The organism is Microbacterium sp. sgz311019, from assembly GCF_056135325.1.
This window is the reverse complement of the sequence record NZ_JBWAXO010000002.1, coordinates 472,608-492,272: the sequence shown is the minus strand read 5'-3', so window position 1 is coordinate 492,272 and position 19,665 is coordinate 472,608. Positions and strand designations below refer to the sequence as shown.

Sequence of the window (19,665 nt, the reverse complement as noted above, 5' to 3'; positions counted from 1 at the left end):
GCGTGAAATCCACCCTCAGCGTCGCCGAGGCACGGCGCATCGCCCTGGCGGCGCAGGGGTTCGCCCGCCCCCGGCCCGAGGCTGCAGGCAGCCGGCACCTGCGCGGCGCCATCGAGCGGATGGGGGTGCTGCAGATCGACTCCGTGAACGTCTTCGCGCGCTCGCACTACATGCCGTTGTTCGCCCGCCTGGGCGCGTACGATCAGGCCGCGCTCGACCGGCTGCTCTTCGCGCACCGTCCGCCGTATGTGGAGTCGTGGGCGCACGTCGCCTCCTTCATCCCGGTCGCCGACTGGGGACTGTTCGAATTCCGCCGTGACGACCTCCGCGCGCGCTACGCAGGCGACGGCAGCTGGTACGACGTCAACCGCGAGATCGTCGACTGGGTGCGGTCGGAACTCGCCACGCGCGGACCGCTCCGGCCGGCCCAGATCGAGCACGATGCGAAGGAGACGCGGCGAGGACCGTGGTGGGACTGGGACGTGGTCAAGAACGCCCTCGAGCACATGTTCCTCTTCGGCGACGTCGCAATCGCGGGGCGGCGGGGATTCGAGCGCCGGTATGCGCTCGCTGAGCAGGTCATCCCCGCCTCGGTGCTCGAGAGGCCCGTGCCGCGCGCTGACGCCGTGCGCGAGCTCGTCGCACGCGCGGCGCGCGCGTGCGGCGTGGCGACCGCTTCCGACCTTGCCGACTACTACCGCATCAAGGACCGGCCGGGCATCATGGGCGCGATCCGCGAGTTGGAGGATGCAGGCGTCCTGGAGCCGGTGGTCGTTCGCGGATGGGAGCGGGCCGGGCGGCCCACCCCGGTCTGGGTGCATGCGGATGCGGTGCTGCCGCGCGGCCTCGAGGCGGCCGCCATCCTGACGCCGTTCGACCCCGTGGTGTGGTTCCGCGATCGCGCCGAGCGGCTGTTCGACTTCGAATACCGCATCGAGATCTACACACCCGAGCCGCAGCGGCGCTACGGCTACTATTCGCTGCCCGTGCTCGTCGGCGACGACATCGTCGGACGCGTCGATCTCAAGGCCGACCGGCAGTCCTCGCGCCTGCTCGTGCAGTCCGCGTGGTGGGAGCACGCGAGGCCGGCGGACGCCGCCGAACGCCTCGCCGAGCAGCTGCGCCTCGCGGCCTCGTGGCAACGGCTGGAGCGCATCTCCATCTCGAGCTGGGGTGACGCGACCGGCGATCTGGCCGCCGTGCTGCCGGATGCGCAACGTCACGACGTGCGCGCCGGGCTGGCCGCCGTTCAGGCGTAGGCGAGCTCCAGGCCGAGCCAGGAGCCGAGGGCGGCGATCTCGGCATCCACAGCATCCGCGACCGGCCGTGTGAACGGCACGTCTTCATGGACGGCGTGGATGCGAAGCACCCCCGCCTTGCGGTCCGCCTTGGCGTCGAGCTTGCCGACGAACCGGTCGCCGTGCAGGATCGGCAGCGCGAAGTACCCCCAGCGCCGCTTCGCCGCGGGCTTGTACATCTCGAGGATGTACTCGTAGTCGAAGAGCTCCGCGAGCCGGCCGCGGTCGAACACCATACGGTCGAACGGCGACAGCACCGCCGTGCGCGGGGAGAAGGAGTCGGCTGCGGCCAGGGCCGCGGCATCCACCCGCCACTCCCCCGGCACTCCGTCGACGACCGCGGGCTCACCGACGTCGCCGACGTCGATCGGCTCCCCCGGCTGCGCCACGCTCTTCTGGCGGGCGATGCCCAGTGCCGCGAGGCGTCGCTCCGCACGCTCACGGACCGCGTCCTCGTCGGCGATCCGGGGCGAGTCGGCGGGATACACGCGCTCGGCCAGATCGAAGAGCCGGCCCTTCGCGTCGCGACCCCACACGGCCACCTCCCCGCGCGCGACGAGGACCTCGATCATCTGCTGCGGGTTGCGGTCGTTCGTCCAGCCGCTCGAGCGCCAGGACACCTGCGCCGTGTCGGGCACCTCGGCGGCATGCAGCGGACCCTCCGCGCGCAGGCGCGCCAGAACGTCATCGCGGAATCGGGCGTTGGCGTCGAACCACGCACGTGTGCCGCCCCACAGCGGCGCGCGATCCATGTCGGGACGCAGCAGCGGCAGATCGGTCATCGGGCGGTAGAAGCCGCCCCACTCGAAGACGGCGCGGTCCACCTGCTCCACGCGGGCGAGATCAGCCGGCTGGTACGGCCAGCCGAGTCTGCTCCACAGGATGAGATCGGCGCTCGGTGCGATCGCGGCCGTCGGGTCGACGTTGACGATCGTGAGCCCGTCGACGGTCTCGACGATGTCGGCGGGACACTGCGCCGTCAGCAGCTGAGCCGTGACGGCGAGCCGACGCGCGGTGTCACGGTCGAGCGTGAGAGGCATGCCCCGACGCTACCGCGGGGCGCGGACAGCACTCAGAACTGGACGCGCGGAGGCTCGGAGATGGCCGCGCCATCGACGACTTCGAAGAACTCCCGCTCGCTGAATCCGAGGCGGCGCGCGAACATGTTGTTCGGGAACACCTTGATCTTCGTGTTCAACTCGCGCACCCCGCCGTTGTAGAACCGGCGCGAGGCCTGGATCTTGTCCTCGGTGTCGACGATCGACTGTTGCAGCTGAAGGAAGTTCTGGCTCGCCTGCAGCTGTGGATAGGCCTCGGCCACCGCGAACAGCGACCGCAGCGCCTGCTGCATGTGGCCCTCTGCGACACCGGCCTCGGCGGGCCCTGTCGCTGACAGCGTCTCGGCCCGCGCCTGCGTCACGTTCTCGAAGACCGCCTTCTCGTGCGCCGCATAGCCCTTCACCGACTCGATGAGGTTCGGCAGCAGGTCGGCCCTGCGCTTGAGCTGGACCGTGATGTCGCTCCAGGCCTCGTCGACGCGCACATTCAGCTGGACGAGCGAGTTGTAGGTCGCCCAGAGGTAGACACCGATGATGAGCACCAGCACGACGACGATGAGGGCAGGGATGAGCCATTCCATCAGGCGGTACTCCTTCGCGAAATCATCCCCATCCTAACGACGGCACCCTGTGGCGACCCTGGACCTCCCGGGACTCTCAGGCCTTATTCACCGAGGACGCGGTCGAGGTAGGTGTTGGTGAACATGCGCTTCGGATCGAGCCGGTCGCGAAGCGCCACGAAGTCGTCGAAACGCGGGTACCGGTCGCGCAGGATGTCGGCATCCAGGGTGTGCATCTTGCCCCAGTGCGGGCGCCCGCCGAACGACAGCATGATCTTCTCGACGGCGGCGAAGTACTCGGTGGGATTCTCCCGGTGATACCGGTGCACGGCGATGTAGCCCGAGGCCCGCCCGTGCGCGGTCGACATCCAGAGGTCGTCGGCGGCAGCGAAGCGCACCTCGACGGGGAACGAGATCCGCCACCCGCGCTCCTCGATCAGGCCGCGCAGCGCGTCGAATGCCGGCCGCACCTTCTCGGCGGGCAGCGCGTACTCCATCTCGCGGAACCGCACGTCGCGGTTCTGCGTGAGCACCCTGTTCGACAGATCGGTGTACTCACGATCGCCGGTCAGCTTCACGGCGAGGCGCGAGAACGGCGGAACGATCGGCGGCACGAGCGTGCCGGCCGCGCACACCATCCGGTAGACGCCGTTCGACAGCAGCTCCTCGTCGATCCACTTGCCGACGCGCGGCAGCGGCCGGCGTCGTGCGCTCTCCGGAAGGCGCGTGTGCGTCTTGGTCAGCGCGACGTCGGTGTGGGGGAACCAGTAGAACTCGAAGTGATCCGCATCCGCGACGCGGCTGTCGAGCGTCTCGAGCACCTCGTCGAGCGGCTCGGGGTGATCCACCGCCTGCAGGACGAAAGCAGGGACGCACTGGAGCGTGACATCGACGAGGATGCCGAGCGCGCCGAGCCCCACGGCGACCGCCGGCAGCAGCTCGGGGTTCTCGTCCTCGTTGACGACGAGCATCTGGCCGTCGCCGGTGACGAGCGTCACCCCGACGACCTGGGTCGCGATGCCGCCGAAGCGTGCGCCGGTGCCGTGGGTGCCGGTCGAGATCGCGCCGGAGATCGACTGGCGGTCGATGTCGCCGAGGTTCTCCATGGCGAGCCCGTACGGGGCGAGGAGCTTCGGCACCTGGTGCAGTCGGGTGCCCGCGAGGAGGGTGACGCGCAAACGCTCGCGGTCGACCGCGACGATGCCGGTGAGGTCGACCAGGTCGAGCAGCACCCCGGGCGCGACGGCGATGCCGGTGAAGCTGTGGCCGGCGCCGACGGCCTTCACCCGCATCCCCCGCTTGACGGCTGCCTGGACGGACCGCTGCACGGCCCCGGCGCTGCTGGGCATCTCGACGAGCTGCGGGCGAACCCGTGCCGAGCGCCCCCAGTTGCGCCATTCTCCGGCGGGTCGGGTCACAGGAATGCCTTTCCTTCGCCGCGGTAGGTCAGAACCTCGCCCGCGATGCGATCATCGTCGATCAGGAGGCAGCTGTTCAGGCGCTCGGCGAGCTCGCCGCTCTTGGAGTGACGGAACCACACGCGGTCGCCCACCTTCAGCTCGCGGGCCGCGTCGCCTTGCAGCGGAGTCTGGACCTCGCCCGTGCCCTCGCGCCCGAGCGTGTGGAGGCCCTGCGGCCAGACGGGCTTCGCCTGGCGGGAGGCGAGCGGCGGGCCCGAGGCGACCCATCCGCCGCCGAGCACCGTCGCGATGTCGGGCAGCGGCTTGCGGACGACATCCATGGCGAACGCGGCGGCGGGCGCCGGGTCGAAGATGCGGTAGCCGTCGAAGAGGTGCCCGGCGAGCAGGCCGCTGCCCGCCGTCACCTCGGTGACGGACTGGTCGGATGCCGTGAGCTCGAGCGATCCCGTCCCGCCGCCGTTGATGAACTCGAGGGGCGCGATCTCGCGAAGCGCCGCGACGATCGCCGCGCGGCGTTCGAGGAGCTCCTGGCCGGAGCGGCGCTGCATCCACCGGATGACGGGCGCGTCCGCACCGGCCTTGTCGGGCTGTCCGGCGATCTGCGCCTCGTACATCATGAGCCCCACGAGGGTGAAGCCCGGGCGGGCCGTGATCGCCCGCGCGAGGTTCGCGACCTCGCCCGGCTCGTGCACGGGCGAGCGGCGGACGCCGATGTGGCCGATGCCGGGGCTCCGCCACGAGGCATCGGCGTCGATCGCGACGCGGATGACGGGGCGTGAGGTCGTGGGCGCGACCGCGTCGACGAGATCCAGCTGCGAAAGATCGTCGACCATGAGGGTCACACGGGCGGACGCCGTCTCGTCGGCGGCGAGCCGCGCGATGGCCGCGCGGTCGGCGGTCGGGTAGCCGAGGACGATGTCGTCATGGTCCGCGGCCAGCCAGAGCGCCTCGGCGAGGGTGAAGGCGAGAATGCCCTGATAGCCGGGCAGGGCGAGGGTCGCATCGATGACCTCGCGCACGCGCACGGACTTGCTCGCGACGCGGATGGGCACGCCGCTCGCGCGCACCGCCATGTCGAGCGCGTTGTAGCGGAGGGCGGCGATGTTGATCGCCCCCACTGGCGCCGGGACGTCGGCGATCGCGCGCGACATCGCTCCCCAATAGGCGGCCGGATCGTCCCACGGGAGACCGTGCGTGGACGCCGACGCCGGCGGGTAGGCCATGAGATCGAGGTCAGAGCTCCGTTGCACGCGTAAAGCCTACGCGAGCGTCGCCCCCCTGAAATCCAGTGCCGACATCGATGGAATCGGGTCCCACCGCGGGCCGATGAACCCCCGCCGGTAAGACGTCACTCCTCCGGCTTCGGTCGGCGCACGATCAGCCACGCGCCGATCGCGGCGATCGCGACGACCACCAGGCCGATGCCGATGCCGAGCCAGACACCCGCGTCGGGAGGCGGCGCGGACGACGAGGCGTCGGGCTGCGACGTGGCAGCAGGAGCCGCGCCGCACGCCGGATGCATCGAGCCCGCCGCCTGCGGGCTCGCTGAGGCTGCGGCATCCGGGGCATACGTGAAGGTGTACGTGCCCGAGACGGGGTGGCCGTCCGATGACACCGCCCGCCACGCCACCTCATACGTGCCGGGGGCTCCCATCGCCACGGGCACCGTGACCTCCGGCCCCGACAGCTGAGGGCACCCGGTCTCGTAGTACCTGCGGTCGGGCCCGAGGAGCTCGACCACATCGGCGCCCTGGCCGCCGATCAGGTCACCGCTGAAGGTGAGCGTGAGCTGCGTGAGCGGGCCGCCCGTCGTCGAGCCCGGAGCGGGCTCGGTCACGAGGAGGTCGTCGTGGGCGGACGCGGCGGACGCCGTCGCGAACACGCCGGCCAGCGCGATCGCTGCTCCCGCGAGTCCGAGAAGGATGCCGCGGCCGGCGGCGCCGCGGCTCACTCCGACCGCCGGCAGGCGCGAAGGGCGAACGCCGCGAACAGCACGCCGCCGAGCGCGAGGATGAGGGCCGCGATGCTGAGACCCAGCCCGATCCCCTCGGTGGGCGAGGTGGCGGCGGCGTCCGCCGCGGTGGTGAGGGCCGGGGCGGGCGCCGAGCCGTGGTGCTCGTCGGCGGGCGGCGCATCCGTGATGTAGATCACCGGCGCGGGTTCCAGCGTGTCGTCCTGCGCGACGTCGGCGGGCGTGGCCTTCCACTCGACGACCTTGCCGTCACTGTAGGTCTGCGTGACGGGGAGGACGATGTGACCTGCCGTCGGAATCGGGCCGAGCGACACGGTGAACAGCTGGAACTGACCGGGGGCGATCGCGGCTCCGTCCGCGGCGTCGAACGTGATGCGCGCCGGCGCCTTCGTGATGGTGTTGCCCGACACCGTGACGGGCTTCGGCAGGTCCTCGGTGTCGATGGTGGTGGTCCATCCCGGGGTCGGGCGGTACGAGACGCTCGTCAGCGGCGTGTCCTGCGGCAGATGGACGACGAGCCTCGTCGTGCTCGCCGTCGTCGACTCGTTCGGCGCACGGAAGGTGACGTACGCCCAGCTGCCAGAGGTGGCGGTGTTCGGATCGACGGTGACGTGTGCACCGGCCGCGAGCGGGGCGGCGACGGCGAGCGCGATGCCGGCGGCAGCACCGACGGCGAGACGGGACAGGGACTTTCTGTACATGATGTGCTCTCTGTGCGGCGCACGCGGAAGCGCTCCGCGCGCGCGAAGCCGAAGGGTTCGGGTCAGGCGATGACCGGAGGGCCCCTGCGCGGCGCGAGAGAGAGGACGGACAGGCTCGAGAGGATCGCGGTGTCGTCGCCGGGTTCGAGGATGCGGCGCGCCGTCGACGCGGGCGTGCCGAGCAGCAGGAGCGCCACGAACGACCAGCCCACGACATCGAGCAGAGTGCGCAGAGCGCGCTCCCCGGCGCCGAATGCGGCGATCGTGAGCACCGCGGCCACGGCGTGACCCGCCCACATCGCGGGCGAGGTCATCTGGTGCCCGTCGAGCGCCGGCAGCATCGCGGGCATCACGGCGTGCATGTGATCCGCCATGCCGACACCCACCGCGCCAGGCGCGACCCGGCCGACGTCGCCGATGCCGACCTGCAGCAGCCCGTGGAAGACGAACTGGCTCGCGCCCACCGCGAGGGCGAGGCGCATCCATGACAGCCTGCGCCCTGCGAGCAGGACGCAGACCGGAAGCGCGACCGTGAGCGCCAGGACGACGCCGAGAAGTGGCGCCGCGTCACCCGCGGCGAGCGAATGCGAAAGCGCCGCGACGAAGACCGAGAACGCGGCGGCGAGGATGCCTCGCCATGCCCGTCCCGCTCGCGATCCCATGCGTCCCCCGTTGCCGTTCCGCCTCGAGTCTAGATTGTGCGTCGGACCGTGCCCGCGAAGTGCTGGAATGGGCGGATGCAGACATCCCTCTCCGCGGTCGACTTCTTCGCCGCGAAGCTTGTGTATGAGACCGATCCCTCCGACCTCGCCGCCGCACGGGCCTCTAGCCACCCGCCGCTCGTCATCGACACGCGCAGTGAGGCCTCGTGGCGACAGGGGCGCATTCCCGACGCCGTGCACATCCCGAACGCCGAGCTCGCCGCGCGGATCGGCGACGTCGCACCGGACCTCGACCGTGAGATCGTCGTCTACTGCTGGGGCCCCGGCTGCAACGGCAGCACGCGCGGCGCGCTCATCCTCGCCACTCTCGGCTACACGGACGTCAAGGAGCTCATCGGCGGCTTCGAATACTGGGCCCGCGAAGGACTCGCCGTCGTGACCGACAGCGGCCGCACGCGAAGGGATGCCGACCCCCTCACCGCTCCGGTCGCCTCCTGAGATCAGCGCCTGCGGCCGAAGATGAAGTAGGCCGCAGGCCCGATCCAGTTGACGAGGATGACGGGGATCCAGAGCCCTTTCCGGCCTCGCACCTCGGTGGGCGCACGCCGGGCTAGGTCTACGAACGCCCACACGGCGAGCGCGAGCTGTACGAGCGAGCCCACGGTGATTCCGACCTGCCGCCCCCGGGACAGTTCCGAGAACTGCATCTTGCGGTTGTTCATGAGTTCATTGTGCCCGCGTGCCGCCCCCGCTGCGACTCGAATGTGCCGCTCGCCCTTCTCAGCGGGCTGGCCGGCACACGGGCCGCACGACGTGCATCGGACCCCCTGTCCTCCGGTCAGCTGCCCGGCCTGCGGACCCTGCGGCCTCGGATCACGATCAGGGCGATACCAGCGGTGAAGAGGACCGCGGAGGCGGCCAACGGGATGGAGAGGTCCACGCCGCCGGTCATCGCAAGCAACTCGGGGTGGTCGGTGGATGCCGGCGTGCTGTCTTCCGGTGTGAGTTGCGTCGCGGGCTGAACGGTGGGAGCGATGCTGGGGATGGGGGCACCGGTGGCCGGGATCGGGGACGTGGCATGTGCAGCGGGTGGGGCGACACGCGATCTTCCGATGGGCGCCGCGATGAAAGTCGCTCGAGCAGTGTCTGAGAGCGTCGCCGCTTGTCGGGTCTGGAAGGTGGCGAACACCTGACAGCCGATCTGATCTGTCGACAAGCCGGGACTCTGATTCCAGGACAGGTACGAGCGTGATGCCGGCGTCGTCGACACCCGGATGGTGACAGCACCGGCGGCCTGGCTCGTGAATCGAAGGCTGCCCGGGCCAGGGCCCGCGACGATCAGCCTGCCGCTGCGCCGGTCGTATGTGGCGTCACCCGCGACCACGTCCACCGTGCCCGTCGCGCCACTGACCGTCACGGTGATCGGCTGGTCGAACAGGTTCGTCGCGACCTGGAAGTCAGCCGCCTCCCCGATCGCGAGGGGCGAGTTGCCGGGTGCGAGCTTCACGGAGACGTCGGGGGTGTCGGGTATGCGGTTCAGGATGCGCTGCTGCTTATCCGGCGACATGCTCGCCGAGCAAGTCCGTGCACGTTCGCCTTCGGAGCCTGTCGCCGCGGGGTCCGCGGGGTCGCTGATGCACCAGACCAGCACTTGAAGAGCGATGCGCTCCTCAGCTGTGGAGTTCCGTTGGGCGTTGGTCGTGTGGAAGTCGTAGTAGCCCACGCCCCCGTACGAGTGTCCATTCTGGATGAGCCAGGCGACCAGCTTCTCCTGCGGTGGCGTCAGTGAGTGCTGACCGACACGTTCTTCGAGGCCCGGGATGGGGTGCCCGTCGATATCGAGCAGCCGACCCTCAGCGTCGGCGCCACTGCACACGTGGCTGAAGACGTTCGTACAGAACATCCACTCGGACACCGGCCCGATCCCCGCAACGTACCGGGTTCCGCACACGGCGGGCGCGCCGTCGTTCGCATTGTCGCCGTACGTGTCATAGAGGGCGACCACCTGGCCATTGCTGTAATCGACCAGTCGCTGCCCGAACACGCGGGTGAGGTCGGAGACGGGACCGGTCGCCTGGCGCGGATCGTCGGATGTCTGCCCGGCGCACAGCGGTGCGGAGAACGGTGCGCTGGACGGGCTCGGGGTGTCAGCGCTGGCGGGTGCGCTGAGCGCGAGGACAGCGCCGAGACCAAGCGCTGTTGCGGCTGCGTACGCGCTCAGCGCGCGGGCGGCGGTAGGGAATGTCATGATCGGCTTTCTCGCGTGTTCGCCGGGGCGGCGCGCACGACAGGTGAGCAGCCGCGAACCGGTGCGGAGCGCGACTGAAAGGGAGGGTTGTCGGGCGGCTTGTCCCTGCGACTGCGGCAGTGCGCAGGTGCAGCGGACCGGCTCCGCGTTCGGGGCGCGGACCGCCCTCCGCCCAGGGCGACAGCAACTTGGCGGTTGCCGCTCGCCCAGGGACGACTCTCTTCCAAGGAAGACGCAGCCCCACCCGAGCGGATGCGGCCACCCGGGCATAGATGGAGATGCCGTCGGATCGGTTCTATGACGCGAATTCTCTCCGGGATTCATCGACGAGATCATCGAACCGGCGCGATCCGGATTGCCGGGGAACGGCGTTGCCGTCCACGGCGTCCTCACCATCGAGTCTGCCGGCGGATCTGTCCGGTCCTTCGCCTGCGGGGCTTCGACTCATCATTCATCAGACATGCGCGACTTCAGCGTGCTCGCACGGGAGTCGGCGCTTCGGGGAGGTGCCCCCGCTGGGACTCGAACCCAGACTGAAGCGATTTTAAGTCGCCTGCCTCTGCCATTGGGCTACGGGGGCGCAGCATCCACGGAGAAACACGGATGCCGCAGGCTCATCCTGTCAGACGAGCCTGCGGCATCCGGCGAGGCCTACTTGGCGGCAGCCTTCGCGGGCGTCTTCTTGACCGCGGGCGCCGTGGCGGCCGGAATGACGGCCGGTGCCTCAGGAGCCGGCGACTCCACGGGCTGCGGCGGCCGCGGACGCGCGGCGAACTCTTCGAAGACGTAGCGCGGGTTCTGCACCGTCTCGAGGTTCACCAGATCGCGCCCGAGCCAGAAGTTGTTCCACCAACCCCACAGCACGCGCCACTTGCGCTCCCACGACGGCATCGCAAGGCCGTGGTAGCCGCGGTGCGCGAACCAGGCGATGAGGCCCTTGAGCGCGAAGTTCCCCGACTGGAAGACGCCGTCGTACAGGCCGAGGCCCGCGACCGCGCCGAGGTTCTTGTGGAAGTACTCGCGGGGCAGCTCGCCCCGCAGGACGGCGACGAGGTTCTTCGCGAGCAGCTTCGCCTGGCGGACGGCGTGCTGGGCGTTGGGGACGCAGTAGCCACCGACACCGCCGCCGCTGAGATCCGGAACGGCCGAGACGTCACCGGCCGCCCAGGCGCCCTCGACGATCTCGTCCTCGGTGCCCACGCGCAGGTCGGCGCGCGTCTTGATGCGACCGCGCTCCTCGACGGGGAGGTCACCGCCGCGCACGACCGTGGGGTTGGCCATGACGCCGGCGGTCCAGATGATGAGGTCCGTCGGGATGACCTCTCCCGTCGACAGCTGCACGTTGCCGCCCACAGCGCCCTGCACCTGCGTGTCGAGGTGGACATAGGCGCCGCGCTTGGCGAGATCCTTCAGCACCCACTCACTGGTCTTCAGCGAGACCTCGGGCATGATGCGGCTCATCGCCTCGATGAGGTGGAAGTGCGTGTCGTCGAACGACAGCGACGGGTACTTCGACACCAGAGCAGACGCCAGCGAGCGCAGCTCGGCGAAGACCTCGATGCCCGCGAAGCCGCCGCCGACCACGACGACGGTGAGCAGACGGTCGCGCTCGGGGCCGCGGGGCAAGGAGGCGGCCTTGTCGAAGTTCGACATCAGACGGTCGCGGATGGCGACGGCCTCTTCGATCGTCTTCAGGCCGATCGCGTTGTCGGCGATTCCCGGAATCGGGAACGTGCGCGACACGGCACCGGCGGTGACGACGATCTGGTCGTACTCGTGCTGCCACGGCTCGCCCATGGGCGGCGTGATGGTCGCGACCTTGTTCGCGTGGTCGATGCCGGTCACCTTCGCGGTCACGACCGTGGTGCGCTTGAGGTGACGACGCAGGGCGACGACGGAGTGACGGGCCTCGATCGAACCGGCCGCGACCTCCGGCAGGAACGGCTGGTAGGTCATGTAGGGCAGCGGGTCGACGATCGTCACCTCTGCCTCGCCCTTGCGAAGGTGCTTCTCGAGCTTCCACGCGGTGTAGAAACCGGCGTAACCACCACCGACGACAAGGATCCTGGGCACGCTCTTAGTCACAGGGGGAGAACTCCTAGAGATCAACGGCTCGGCGAGCGAGGAGTGCGCGCCGATCGGATGCGTCGGACAGCAGCGGTGACGCCGAGCGCGACCAGTATACCGGCCCCGGTGAGGGCCACGAGCGGCAGCGTCCCGTACAGCAGACTGTCCTCCGACGGGAGGAGGGCCGACGAACGGCTCGCCGCGTCCGCGGGCGGCAGCGGCGGAACCGTGTAGGTCGTCGCATCCGGAGTCGGCTGCGGCGTCGACGCGGCGCGGCGGTAGAGGTGCACCCAGTCGGAGAGGCTCCCCATGGGGTTGGCGGTGACCGACGGGACGGACGCCGTCACGGCGGCCCCGGCATCCACTAGTCCGTACCCGTAGAGCGGATCGGGCACCTTCGCGCCCGTCGCGGGTCGCGCGGTCTTGATGATGCGCTCGATGACGTTGTTCGCGTCGAGATCGGGATGCGCGGCCCGCACGAGGGCGACGATGCCGGCGACGATGGGCGCGGCACCGCTCGTGCCGCTCCACTGGACCAGGCGACCGTCCGCGGAGACGCCGAGCAGCTGCTCGCTCGGCGCCGAGACGCCGATCGTGATCCCCTGCGTCGACGCCTCCACGCTCGCGTTGCCTTCGGGGTCGACACCGGCCACGGTGAGCACGCCCGGGATGGTCGCCGGGGCGCCGACACGGGTGGTGCCGCTCCCCCGGTTGCCGGCGGCCACGACCACCACGGCGTCGTGGTCGAACGCGTACTGGAAGGCGGCGTCCCAGCTCGGATCCCAGTCGAGGGTGTTCGTCGTGAAGGACAGGTTGATGACCTTCGCTCCGTGGTCGACCGCCCATCGCATCGCGTTGGCGACCTGCTGGGTGAACGGCACGCGCGAGGTCGCCCCGAACCCGACGGAGATCGAGAGGATGTCGGCCGCCGGCGCCACGCCGATCATGCCGTCGCCGTTGCCCGTGCCGCGCGCGGCGGCGAGGGATGCCACCCAGCTGCCGTGATTCGCATCGACCGCGCCGACCGGGGTGCGCCCGTCGGCGGCGCCGACTCCGGAGACGTCGGTTCCGCCCACGACGGCGCCGTCCAGCTCGGGCGCGTGCCCGACGCCCGTGTCGATGACCGCGATCCTGACCCCGGCACCCTGCGACGTCTGCCACGCGGTGCGGATGCCGTACGAGTCGAGCCAGTACTCGGCACTGCGGACACGATCGGTCGGATTGTCGGGCACGGGCGGCGCAGCCGCACCGGTCAGCGCGAGCACCGCGACGGCGCTCGCCAGGAGCGCGAGGAGCGCTCGTCTCATCCGGTCGCCTCGTCGGGTGCGACAGTAGTCAGGGCGGAACCCGGGGTGGCGCAGACGCAGCGCGCCGGCGACCAGGCCGAGCGGGCCAGCGCCAGATCGCCGATCGGGTTGACGCCCGGTCCTGCCGCGAGCGCGTGGCCCGCCAGGGCGTGCAGGCACTTCACCCGGGTCGGCATCCCGCCCGCGGAGATCCCGTCGATCTCGGGAACCTCGCCGTAGTGCGCCCGGTCGGCGAGATACGCCTCGTGGGCGCGGGTGTACGCCGCCTGCAGCTCGGGATCGGAGTCCAGCAGCTCGCCGAGCTCGCGCATCACGTGATCGGCCTCGAGCGAGGACATCGCCGCCGTCGCCGCCGGGTGCGTGAGGTAGTAGAACGTCGGGAAGGGTGTTCCGTCGGGAAGTCGGGGTGCCGTGGCCACGACCGTCGGGTTGCCGCAGACGCAGCGGGCGGCGATGCCGATGACGCCGCGCGCGGGCCGGCCGAGTTGCTCGCGGAGCACCTCGAGGTCGACGTCTTCCACGGGGGCGAAGGGGGGCGTGGTCACCCGGAAAGGCTACCGGCCGCGGCTGGGCTTCTCCCTGACACCGTGACGGGAAGTCGCTCTCAGCGGCGGGGGGCGCGCTTAGCCCGCGGGGGCTGCCGTCTCCGCGACGCCGGCGGCGGCAACGGATCGCACGAGCTGCGACATCCAGTCGGTGCGCGTCTCCTGCACCTTCGCGCTGACCTTCTCCTGCTCGCGCGGCTGCGCCGCGGCGGGGAGGTCGTTGTCGACGAGGAACACGACCTCGCCGGGCTTCACGTAATACAGCCGCGCGCGCGCCTGGGTCGTGATGTACGCGGGGTCCTTCCAGCGTTCGCGCTCACGCTCGAGCTCCGCCACCTGGTCCTTCGTCACCTGCACCGCGCTGCGCACGGATGCCAGCTGCTGCTGCTGCTGCGCGTAGGTCCCGATCGTCGGCACAAGCACGAAGACGCCGAGGACGACGAGCCCGAGCATGATGGCCGCGAAGCCCGAGACGCGGATGCCGCCGAGCCAGCGCCCCACATCGACCCGTGTGCCGGGCGGCTGAGACCCGCCGGACGCAGCGGAAGGGGGAGACGTCCGTCCTGCCACGTCTCCCCCTTCCGTCCTGCGGGTGTGCGCCCGCGTCAGCCCTTGAAGCGACGGAAGGCCGAACGGCCCGCGAACTCCGCAGCGTCGCCCAGCTCCTCCTCGATGCGCAGAAGCTGATTGTATTTCGCCACGCGCTCGCTGCGAGCGGGCGCGCCGCTCTTGATCTGACCCGAGTTCACCGCGACCGCCAGATCGGCGATTGTGGTGTCCTCGGTCTCGCCGGAGCGGTGCGAGAACATCGTCGTGTAGCCCGAGCGGTGCGCGAGGTCGACCGCATCCAGCGTCTCCGACAGAGTGCCGATCTGATTGACCTTCACGAGCAGCGAGTTCGCGACGCCGAGGTCGATGCCGCGCGCGAGGCGCTCCGGGTTGGTGACGAACAGGTCGTCGCCGACGAGCTGCACCTGGGTGCCGAGCGCGTCGGTGAGCGCCTTCCAGCTGTCCCAGTCGTCCTCGGCCAGGGCATCCTCGATCGTGACGATCGGGTAGGCGTCGACGAGGCCGACGTAGTAGTCGGTCAGCTCCGCGGCGCTCCAGTCCTTGCCCTCGAGGCGGTAGACGCCGTCGTTGAAGAACTCGGTGGCAGCGACATCCAGGCCGAGGGCGATGTCCACGCCCGGCGTGAAGCCGGCCTTCTCGATCGCCTTGACGAGGAAGTCGAGGCCCTCGCGGTTGCTGGGCAGGTCGGGCGCGAAGCCGCCCTCGTCGCCAAGGCCGGTCGCGAAGCCCGCGGCCTTCAGCTCGCCCTTGAGCACGTGGTACGTCTCGGCACCCCAGCGCAGCGCCTCGGCGAACGTCGACGCGCCGATCGGGGCGAGGAAGAACTCCTGCATGTCGATGCCGTTGTCGGCGTGCTCCCCACCGTTGATGACGTTGAACAGGGGAACGGGAAGGACGTGGGCGTTCGGACCGCCGATGTAGCGGAACAGCGGCAGGTCGGCACTGTCGGCTGCGGCCTTCGCGACCGCGAGGCTGACGCCGAGAATGGCGTTGGCGCCTGTGCGCGACTTGTTCTCGGTGCCGTCGGTCTCGATGAGGATCTCATCGACGATGCGCTGCTCGCTGGCGTCGACGCCCTCGATCGCGGGGCCCAGCTCGTCGATGACGGCGTCGACGGCCTTCAGGACGCCCTTGCCGCCATAGCGGCTCTTGTCGCCGTCGCGCAGTTCGTATGCCTCGAACGCGCCGGTCGATGCCCCGGACGGGACAGCGGCGCGCTGGACGACGCCGTCGTCGAGCAGCACCTCCACCTCGACGGTGGGGTTGCCGCGCGAGTCCAGGATCTCGCGCGCGTTGACAGCCTCGATAAGTGCCACGGAGGACTCCTTGAGTTGGGTGAGGGTTGCTCGGAGCGTCGTCGGTCCGCAGTCGAGTCTAGTGATGGGCGGTCGCGGCGCCCATCGGATGTCGACGCGCCAGGCTCACGGCTCGAGGGCGTCGTCATAGCCCTCGACGACGTCGGTCAGCACGGCGATCGCCACGCCATCCCATCCCTTGCGGTCGAGCGTCTGCAACGCCGTCGCCTCGAAGCGCGGATCGGCGCCCAGCATCTCGAGGCCGCGCCGCACGCCCTCGATCTGCGGCGTCCGCTCGTCGGGGTCGGCGACGCCGCCGCTGCGACCGGTGTTGTCGAGGACGACGACCGTGCCCGGATGCCCGAGCCGGGCCGCCCACTCGAGGTAGAGCGGGTTGGATTCCTTGTCGGCATCGATGAACACGAGATCGTAGGGACCTGTGAGCGTCGGCAGCACCTCCTCGCCGCGCCCGATCCGGATCTCGACCTTGGCGCCGACCCCTGCACGATCGATGCTCGCACGCGCGACGGCCGCGTTCGCGGGCTCCGCCTCGATCGTGGTCACGAGACCGTCGTCCGGGATGCCGCGCGCCATCCAGATGGTCGAGTAGCCGCCCAGCGTGCCGATCTCGAGGACACGTCGTGCGCCGCTGATGCGCACGAGGAGGTGAAGGAGCTTGCCTGCGACCGGGGCGACCTCGATCGCCGGCAGGCCGGCGGCGTTCTGCTCGGCCACCGCGTGCTCGAGGGCTTCGTCGTGCCCGACGAGGGTGTCGGTGAAGTACGCGTCGACGCGGCGCCAATTGTCCGGGGTGAGCTCGGTCATGCCCCCCAGCGTCGCGTGCGGCGCATCCATCGTCAAGCGATGGGCATCAGCCCATCGCATGGGGACGGTGCGCGCGGTGCTGTCCCGGATGCCGCGCGGCCGGATTCAGTCGCCGCTGAGCTCCTCCACCGCGGCCGCGATGCGCCGCTCGCGCGTATCCGGACGCTTGGCCTCGGCGACCCCGCGTGCGAGCTCCTTGCGCCGCGTGAACGAGAGGGCATCGAACGCGGCCCGCACACCCGCGGCATCCAGCGCCGTCGCGAGATCGGGCGGCACCTCGACCTCGCGCTCCGCGGCGTCGAGGGCGACGGTCGCATCCACCTCGTCGCCGATCTCGACCCCGAGCTGCGCGCGCGCCGCCTTCGACATGCCGATGAGGTTCTTGCCGTCCATCACGCCCAGGCGCAGCCGGGCGGTCGCGCCGCCGATGCCGACGACGACCGCGGCGCGCTTGCCGCCGCCGAGCTCATCGACCTGGGCGTCGGTGAGCTCGAGGGCTGTCGCGGGGCCGAAAGGCACCAGGACGGCGTGGATGTGCAGCGTCATCCCCCCATCCTCGCGCATGAACCGGTCGTTCCGACGGGGAGGCTAGAGTTCGGCCGTGACCTCCCCCGCACTGCGTCGGCGCCTCGGGCTCGGCGACGCCGTCTTCATCGGCCTCGGCTCGATGATCGGCGCCGGCGTGTTCGCCGTCTGGGCCCCCGCCGCCCAGGCCGCAGGCGCGGGACTGCTCATCGGCCTCGCGATCGCGGCGGTGGTGGCCTTCGGCAACGCGACCTCGTCGGCGCAGCTCGCGGCCGCCCACCCGACCTCGGGCGGCACCTACGCGTACGGCCGCGCCGAGCTCGGACCGTGGTGGGGCTTCGTCGCGGGGTGGGGCTTCGTCGTCGGGAAGACCGCCAGCTGCGCCGCCATGGCGCTGACCTTCGCGGCCTACGTCGCACCATCCGGCTGGGAGCGCCTCGTCGGCGTCGCCGCCGTGGTCGTGCTCACCGCCGTCAACTGGTTCGGCGTCACACGCACCGCCGGCGCCGCACGCGTCATCGTGGTCGTCGTCCTCGCCGCGCTCGCCGTCGCGGTGGCGGCGGCCTTCACCGGAGGCGCGACAACGGATTGGCTGTCGACCGGTGCCCTGTGGTCGGGCGGGGCCTACGGCATCCTGCAATCGGCCGGCCTGCTGTTCTTCGCCTTCGCGGGGTACGCGCGGATCGCGACCATGGGCGAGGAGGTGCGCGACCCGCGCCGGGTCATCCCCCGCGCCATCGTGATCGCTTTCGTGATCGCACTCGTCATCTACGCGGTCGTAGCCCTCGCCGTGCTGAGCGCACTGGGTCCGGAAGCCGTGGCCGCGTCGACCCAGCCCGTCGCCGACGCCGCGGCACGGTCCGGATGGGCGTGGATCGGCGTGGTCGTCCGCATCGGGGCGGCCGCGGCATCCCTCGGCGCCCTCCTGGCGCTCGTCGCGGGTGTCAGCCGCACGACTTTCGCCATGGCACGCGAGGGCGACCTCCCGCGATTCCTCGGCGCCGTGCATCCGCGGTGGCACGTGCCGCACCGCGCGGAGGCCTCCGCCGCCGTCGTCGTCGTGATCCTCGTCGCGTCGGTGGACCTGCGCGGCGCGATCGGCTTCTCGTCGTTCGGCGTGCTGGTGTACTACTTCGTCGCCAACATCGCCGCGTGGCGGCAGCGGGGCGACGCGCGCCGCTATCCCAAGGGGCTCCAAGCCATGGGGGCGGTCGGATGCGTCGTCCTGGCCGTCACGCTGCCGTGGCCGTCGGTCGTCGCCGGCGCGATCGTCGCGGTGATCGGCGTCGCCTATCGCGCGATCCGGCTGAGGGTCAGCCGAGGGGCTTGAACTCGAGGTCGCTGTCGCCCGCGGCAACCGTCGCGAACTCGGTGTAGCCGTCCGCCGCCGAGCGCTCGAGCAGGCCCTTGAGGTTCTTCGTGCGCTGCTCGAGCCGCACGCGCGCGCCGGCGCGCACGAGCGCGGCCTTGTGCGCGACGAGCTCGGCGACCGGCACGTCGCGGTCGTGCACGAGCACGATCGCCCGGGCCCCCGCATCCTCTGTCTCCGCGACGAGGTCGACGATGCGCTCGAATCCGATCGAGAAGCCGACCGCCGGCACATCCTGGCCCAGGAAGCGCCCGATCATCCCGTCGTAGCGCCCACCGCCGCCCAGGGAGTAGTCGACGGACGGGTGCGCGAGCTCGAAGATCGTGCCGGTGTAGTAGCCCATGCCGCGCACGAGGAACGGGTCAAAGGTCAGCGGGACGTCCCCGAGCGGGCTCGCCGTTCCGCGTGCGGCGCCGACGGCCTCCCCGATCCCGACCAGGTGGTCGACGACCTCGTCGGGAGCACCTTCGGGAAGCAGCTTGCGGATCTGCCGCTCGCCGTACGGGTTGTACTCCATCGTCATCGGACGCATGAGGAACGCCTCGAATGCATCCACGGCCGACGCCGTCGCTGCTCGCTCGCGCAGCTCCGCGGCCACTCCCTGGGCACCGATCTTGTCGAGCTTGTCGATCGTGATGAGCACGCCCGGCCGCTCGTCGGCGGTGAAGCCGAAGCTGTCGAGCATCCAGTCGAGTGCGCGTCGGTCGTTGATGCGGATGCTCCCGCCTTCGAGCCCGAGCGCATCGACCGTGTCGAGTGTCGCGACGACGAGCTCGGTCTCCGCTCGGGCCGAGGCATCGCCGATGATGTCGATGTCGCACTGCACGAACTGGCGGTAGCGCCCCTTCTGCGGCCGCTCCGCGCGCCACACGGGAGCCATCTGGACCGCCCGGAACACCGTCGGTAGCTGGCCCCGGTTGCTCGCGTAGAACCGCGCGAGGGGCACGGTGAGGTCGTATCGCAGGCCGAGGTCGGTGAGCTCGGAGGGCTGCTCGGCGGCGGCGCGGATGGCGTCCGCATCCAGGCCCCGCTTGAGGACGTTGTACGCGAGCTTCTCGTTGTCCGCGCCGAGTCCGGCGTGCAGACGGTCGTACTCCTCCATGACCGGTGTCTCGATCTCGTCGAAGCCGTGCGCGCGATAGCGCTCGCGGATGACGGCGAGCACGCGCTCGCGCCGGGCCTTGTCGGCGGGAAGGAAGTCGCGCATGCCGCGCGGCGGATTGACGGATGCCACCCGGTCAT

20 protein-coding genes and 1 tRNA gene are annotated in these 19,665 nt (G+C 70.6%); 3 read left to right on the top strand and 18 right to left on the bottom strand.

From position 1 onward, the window contains the following. Positions 1-2: 2 nt before the first annotated feature. A complete protein-coding gene (locus AC0NZN_RS05170) occupies positions 3-1,259 on the top strand; it encodes a winged helix-turn-helix domain-containing protein (protein WP_474591192.1) in 1,257 nt (418 codons plus the stop codon). Here AC0NZN_RS05170 and AC0NZN_RS05165 read toward each other — a convergent pair. The 7 genes from AC0NZN_RS05165 to AC0NZN_RS05135 all read right to left on the bottom strand — a co-directional run bounded on the left by AC0NZN_RS05165 (position 1,250) and on the right by AC0NZN_RS05135 (position 7,672). After that, positions 1,250-2,338: a DNA glycosylase AlkZ-like family protein gene (locus AC0NZN_RS05165; protein ID WP_474591191.1), complete on the bottom strand. Its 1,089-nt coding sequence runs from the start codon at positions 2,336-2,338 to the stop codon at positions 1,250-1,252. The two genes, AC0NZN_RS05170 and AC0NZN_RS05165, sit on opposite strands and share 10 nt — an antisense overlap. A gap of 32 nt (positions 2,339-2,370) precedes the next feature. Next, the gene (locus AC0NZN_RS05160; protein WP_474591190.1) at positions 2,371-2,937 is read right to left on the bottom strand and encodes a LemA family protein; all 567 of its coding nucleotides are present in this window, start codon (positions 2,935-2,937) and stop codon (positions 2,371-2,373) included. Positions 2,938-3,020: 83 nt separating this feature from the next. Continuing rightward, complete coding sequence (locus tag AC0NZN_RS05155) at positions 3,021-4,334, bottom strand: D-arabinono-1,4-lactone oxidase (RefSeq protein ID WP_474591189.1); 1,314 nt, start codon at positions 4,332-4,334, stop codon at positions 3,021-3,023. Further along, the gene (locus tag AC0NZN_RS05150; protein WP_474591269.1) at positions 4,331-5,560 is read right to left on the bottom strand and encodes an alanine racemase; all 1,230 of its coding nucleotides are present in this window, start codon (positions 5,558-5,560) and stop codon (positions 4,331-4,333) included. The genes AC0NZN_RS05155 and AC0NZN_RS05150 overlap by 4 nt, the downstream gene beginning before the upstream one ends. Before the next feature lie 125 nt (positions 5,561-5,685). Continuing rightward, positions 5,686-6,288, bottom strand: coding sequence for a copper resistance CopC family protein (locus AC0NZN_RS05145; protein ID WP_474591188.1), 603 nt, complete (start codon positions 6,286-6,288; stop codon positions 5,686-5,688). Further along, positions 6,285-7,010 (bottom strand): YcnI family copper-binding membrane protein, encoded by a 726-nt coding sequence (locus AC0NZN_RS05140; RefSeq protein ID WP_474591187.1) that lies wholly within the window; start codon positions 7,008-7,010, stop codon positions 6,285-6,287. Before AC0NZN_RS05140 ends, AC0NZN_RS05145 begins: the two co-directional genes overlap by 4 nt. Positions 7,011-7,072: 62 nt before the next feature. Further along, positions 7,073-7,672: a hypothetical protein gene (locus AC0NZN_RS05135; protein WP_474591186.1), complete on the bottom strand. Its 600-nt coding sequence runs from the start codon at positions 7,670-7,672 to the stop codon at positions 7,073-7,075. Positions 7,673-7,747: 75 nt separating this feature from the next. Between AC0NZN_RS05135 and AC0NZN_RS05130 the strand changes: the two genes are divergently transcribed. Beyond that, positions 7,748-8,170 carry a rhodanese-like domain-containing protein gene (locus AC0NZN_RS05130; protein WP_474591185.1) on the top strand — a complete coding sequence of 141 codons (423 nt, stop codon included), beginning with the start codon at positions 7,748-7,750 and terminating at the stop codon, positions 8,168-8,170. Between the two features lie 2 nt (positions 8,171-8,172). On the opposite strand, the gene AC0NZN_RS05125 is transcribed toward AC0NZN_RS05130, so the two are convergent. The 10 genes from AC0NZN_RS05125 to AC0NZN_RS05080 all read right to left on the bottom strand — a co-directional run bounded on the left by AC0NZN_RS05125 (position 8,173) and on the right by AC0NZN_RS05080 (position 17,075). After that, positions 8,173-8,394 carry a PLD nuclease N-terminal domain-containing protein gene (locus AC0NZN_RS05125; protein ID WP_474591184.1) on the bottom strand — a complete coding sequence of 74 codons (222 nt, stop codon included), beginning with the start codon at positions 8,392-8,394 and terminating at the stop codon, positions 8,173-8,175. A 116-nt stretch (positions 8,395-8,510) separates the two neighbouring features. Beyond that, the gene (locus AC0NZN_RS05120) at positions 8,511-9,920 is read right to left on the bottom strand and encodes a hypothetical protein (protein WP_474591183.1); all 1,410 of its coding nucleotides are present in this window, start codon (positions 9,918-9,920) and stop codon (positions 8,511-8,513) included. A 507-nt stretch (positions 9,921-10,427) separates the two neighbouring features. Next, positions 10,428-10,500: transfer RNA gene (locus tag AC0NZN_RS05115), tRNA-Leu, on the bottom strand. A gap of 71 nt (positions 10,501-10,571) precedes the next feature. Next, complete coding sequence (locus AC0NZN_RS05110; RefSeq protein WP_474591182.1) at positions 10,572-11,993, bottom strand: NAD(P)/FAD-dependent oxidoreductase; 1,422 nt, start codon at positions 11,991-11,993, stop codon at positions 10,572-10,574. 32 nt (positions 11,994-12,025) lie between these two features. Next, entirely contained in the window at positions 12,026-13,294 is a 1,269-nt protein-coding gene (locus tag AC0NZN_RS05105; protein WP_474591181.1) for a S8 family serine peptidase, read from the bottom strand. Next, entirely contained in the window at positions 13,291-13,839 is a 549-nt protein-coding gene (locus tag AC0NZN_RS05100; RefSeq protein ID WP_474591180.1) for a DUF501 domain-containing protein, read from the bottom strand. The genes AC0NZN_RS05105 and AC0NZN_RS05100 overlap by 4 nt, the downstream gene beginning before the upstream one ends. A gap of 78 nt (positions 13,840-13,917) precedes the next feature. Next, on the bottom strand, positions 13,918-14,409 hold the full coding sequence (locus AC0NZN_RS05095; RefSeq protein WP_474591179.1) for an FtsB family cell division protein: 492 nt from the start codon (positions 14,407-14,409) through the stop codon (positions 13,918-13,920). 35 nt (positions 14,410-14,444) lie between these two features. Next, positions 14,445-15,725: a phosphopyruvate hydratase gene (eno, locus tag AC0NZN_RS05090; RefSeq protein WP_474591178.1), complete on the bottom strand. Its 1,281-nt coding sequence runs from the start codon at positions 15,723-15,725 to the stop codon at positions 14,445-14,447. A gap of 105 nt (positions 15,726-15,830) precedes the next feature. Continuing rightward, complete coding sequence (locus AC0NZN_RS05085) at positions 15,831-16,529, bottom strand: O-methyltransferase (protein WP_474591177.1); 699 nt, start codon at positions 16,527-16,529, stop codon at positions 15,831-15,833. 105 nt (positions 16,530-16,634) lie between these two features. Next, positions 16,635-17,075, bottom strand: a complete 441-nt coding sequence (locus tag AC0NZN_RS05080) for a YdeI/OmpD-associated family protein (protein WP_474591176.1) — start codon at positions 17,073-17,075, stop codon at positions 16,635-16,637. A 55-nt stretch (positions 17,076-17,130) separates the two neighbouring features. On the opposite strand from AC0NZN_RS05080, the gene AC0NZN_RS05075 reads away from it, so the two are divergent. Then, positions 17,131-18,384 carry an APC family permease gene (locus AC0NZN_RS05075; RefSeq protein ID WP_474591175.1) on the top strand — a complete coding sequence of 418 codons (1,254 nt, stop codon included), beginning with the start codon at positions 17,131-17,133 and terminating at the stop codon, positions 18,382-18,384. Here AC0NZN_RS05075 and AC0NZN_RS05070 read toward each other — a convergent pair. Beyond that, entirely contained in the window at positions 18,368-19,630 is a 1,263-nt protein-coding gene (locus tag AC0NZN_RS05070; protein ID WP_474591268.1) for a histidine--tRNA ligase, read from the bottom strand. The genes AC0NZN_RS05075 and AC0NZN_RS05070 overlap by 17 nt on opposite strands. Positions 19,631-19,665: the final 35 nt, after the last annotated feature.

Bases quoted from the DNA above. Each gene is read 5' to 3' on its own strand.
- AC0NZN_RS05165 (WP_474591191.1), bottom strand. From the start codon at position 2,338: ATGCCTCTCACGCTCGACCGTGACACCGCGCGTCGGCTCGCCGTCACG.
- AC0NZN_RS05160 (WP_474591190.1), bottom strand. From the start codon at position 2,937: ATGGAATGGCTCATCCCTGCCCTCATCGTCGTCGTGCTGGTGCTCATC.
- AC0NZN_RS05150 (WP_474591269.1), bottom strand. From the start codon at position 5,560: ATGGCCTACCCGCCGGCGTCGGCGTCCACGCACGGTCTCCCGTGGGAC.
- AC0NZN_RS05140 (WP_474591187.1), bottom strand. From the start codon at position 7,010: ATGTACAGAAAGTCCCTGTCCCGTCTCGCCGTCGGTGCTGCCGCCGGC.
- AC0NZN_RS05135 (WP_474591186.1), bottom strand. From the start codon at position 7,672: ATGGGATCGCGAGCGGGACGGGCATGGCGAGGCATCCTCGCCGCCGCG.
- AC0NZN_RS05130 (WP_474591185.1), top strand. From the start codon at position 7,748: ATGCAGACATCCCTCTCCGCGGTCGACTTCTTCGCCGCGAAGCTTGTG.
- AC0NZN_RS05125 (WP_474591184.1), bottom strand. From the start codon at position 8,394: ATGAACAACCGCAAGATGCAGTTCTCGGAACTGTCCCGGGGGCGGCAG.
- AC0NZN_RS05120 (WP_474591183.1), bottom strand. From the start codon at position 9,920: ATGACATTCCCTACCGCCGCCCGCGCGCTGAGCGCGTACGCAGCCGCA.
- AC0NZN_RS05105 (WP_474591181.1), bottom strand. From the start codon at position 13,294: ATGAGACGAGCGCTCCTCGCGCTCCTGGCGAGCGCCGTCGCGGTGCTC.
- AC0NZN_RS05085 (WP_474591177.1), bottom strand. From the start codon at position 16,529: ATGACCGAGCTCACCCCGGACAATTGGCGCCGCGTCGACGCGTACTTC.
- AC0NZN_RS05080 (WP_474591176.1), bottom strand. From the start codon at position 17,075: ATGACGCTGCACATCCACGCCGTCCTGGTGCCTTTCGGCCCCGCGACA.
- AC0NZN_RS05070 (WP_474591268.1), bottom strand. From the start codon at position 19,630: ATGCGCGACTTCCTTCCCGCCGACAAGGCCCGGCGCGAGCGCGTGCTC.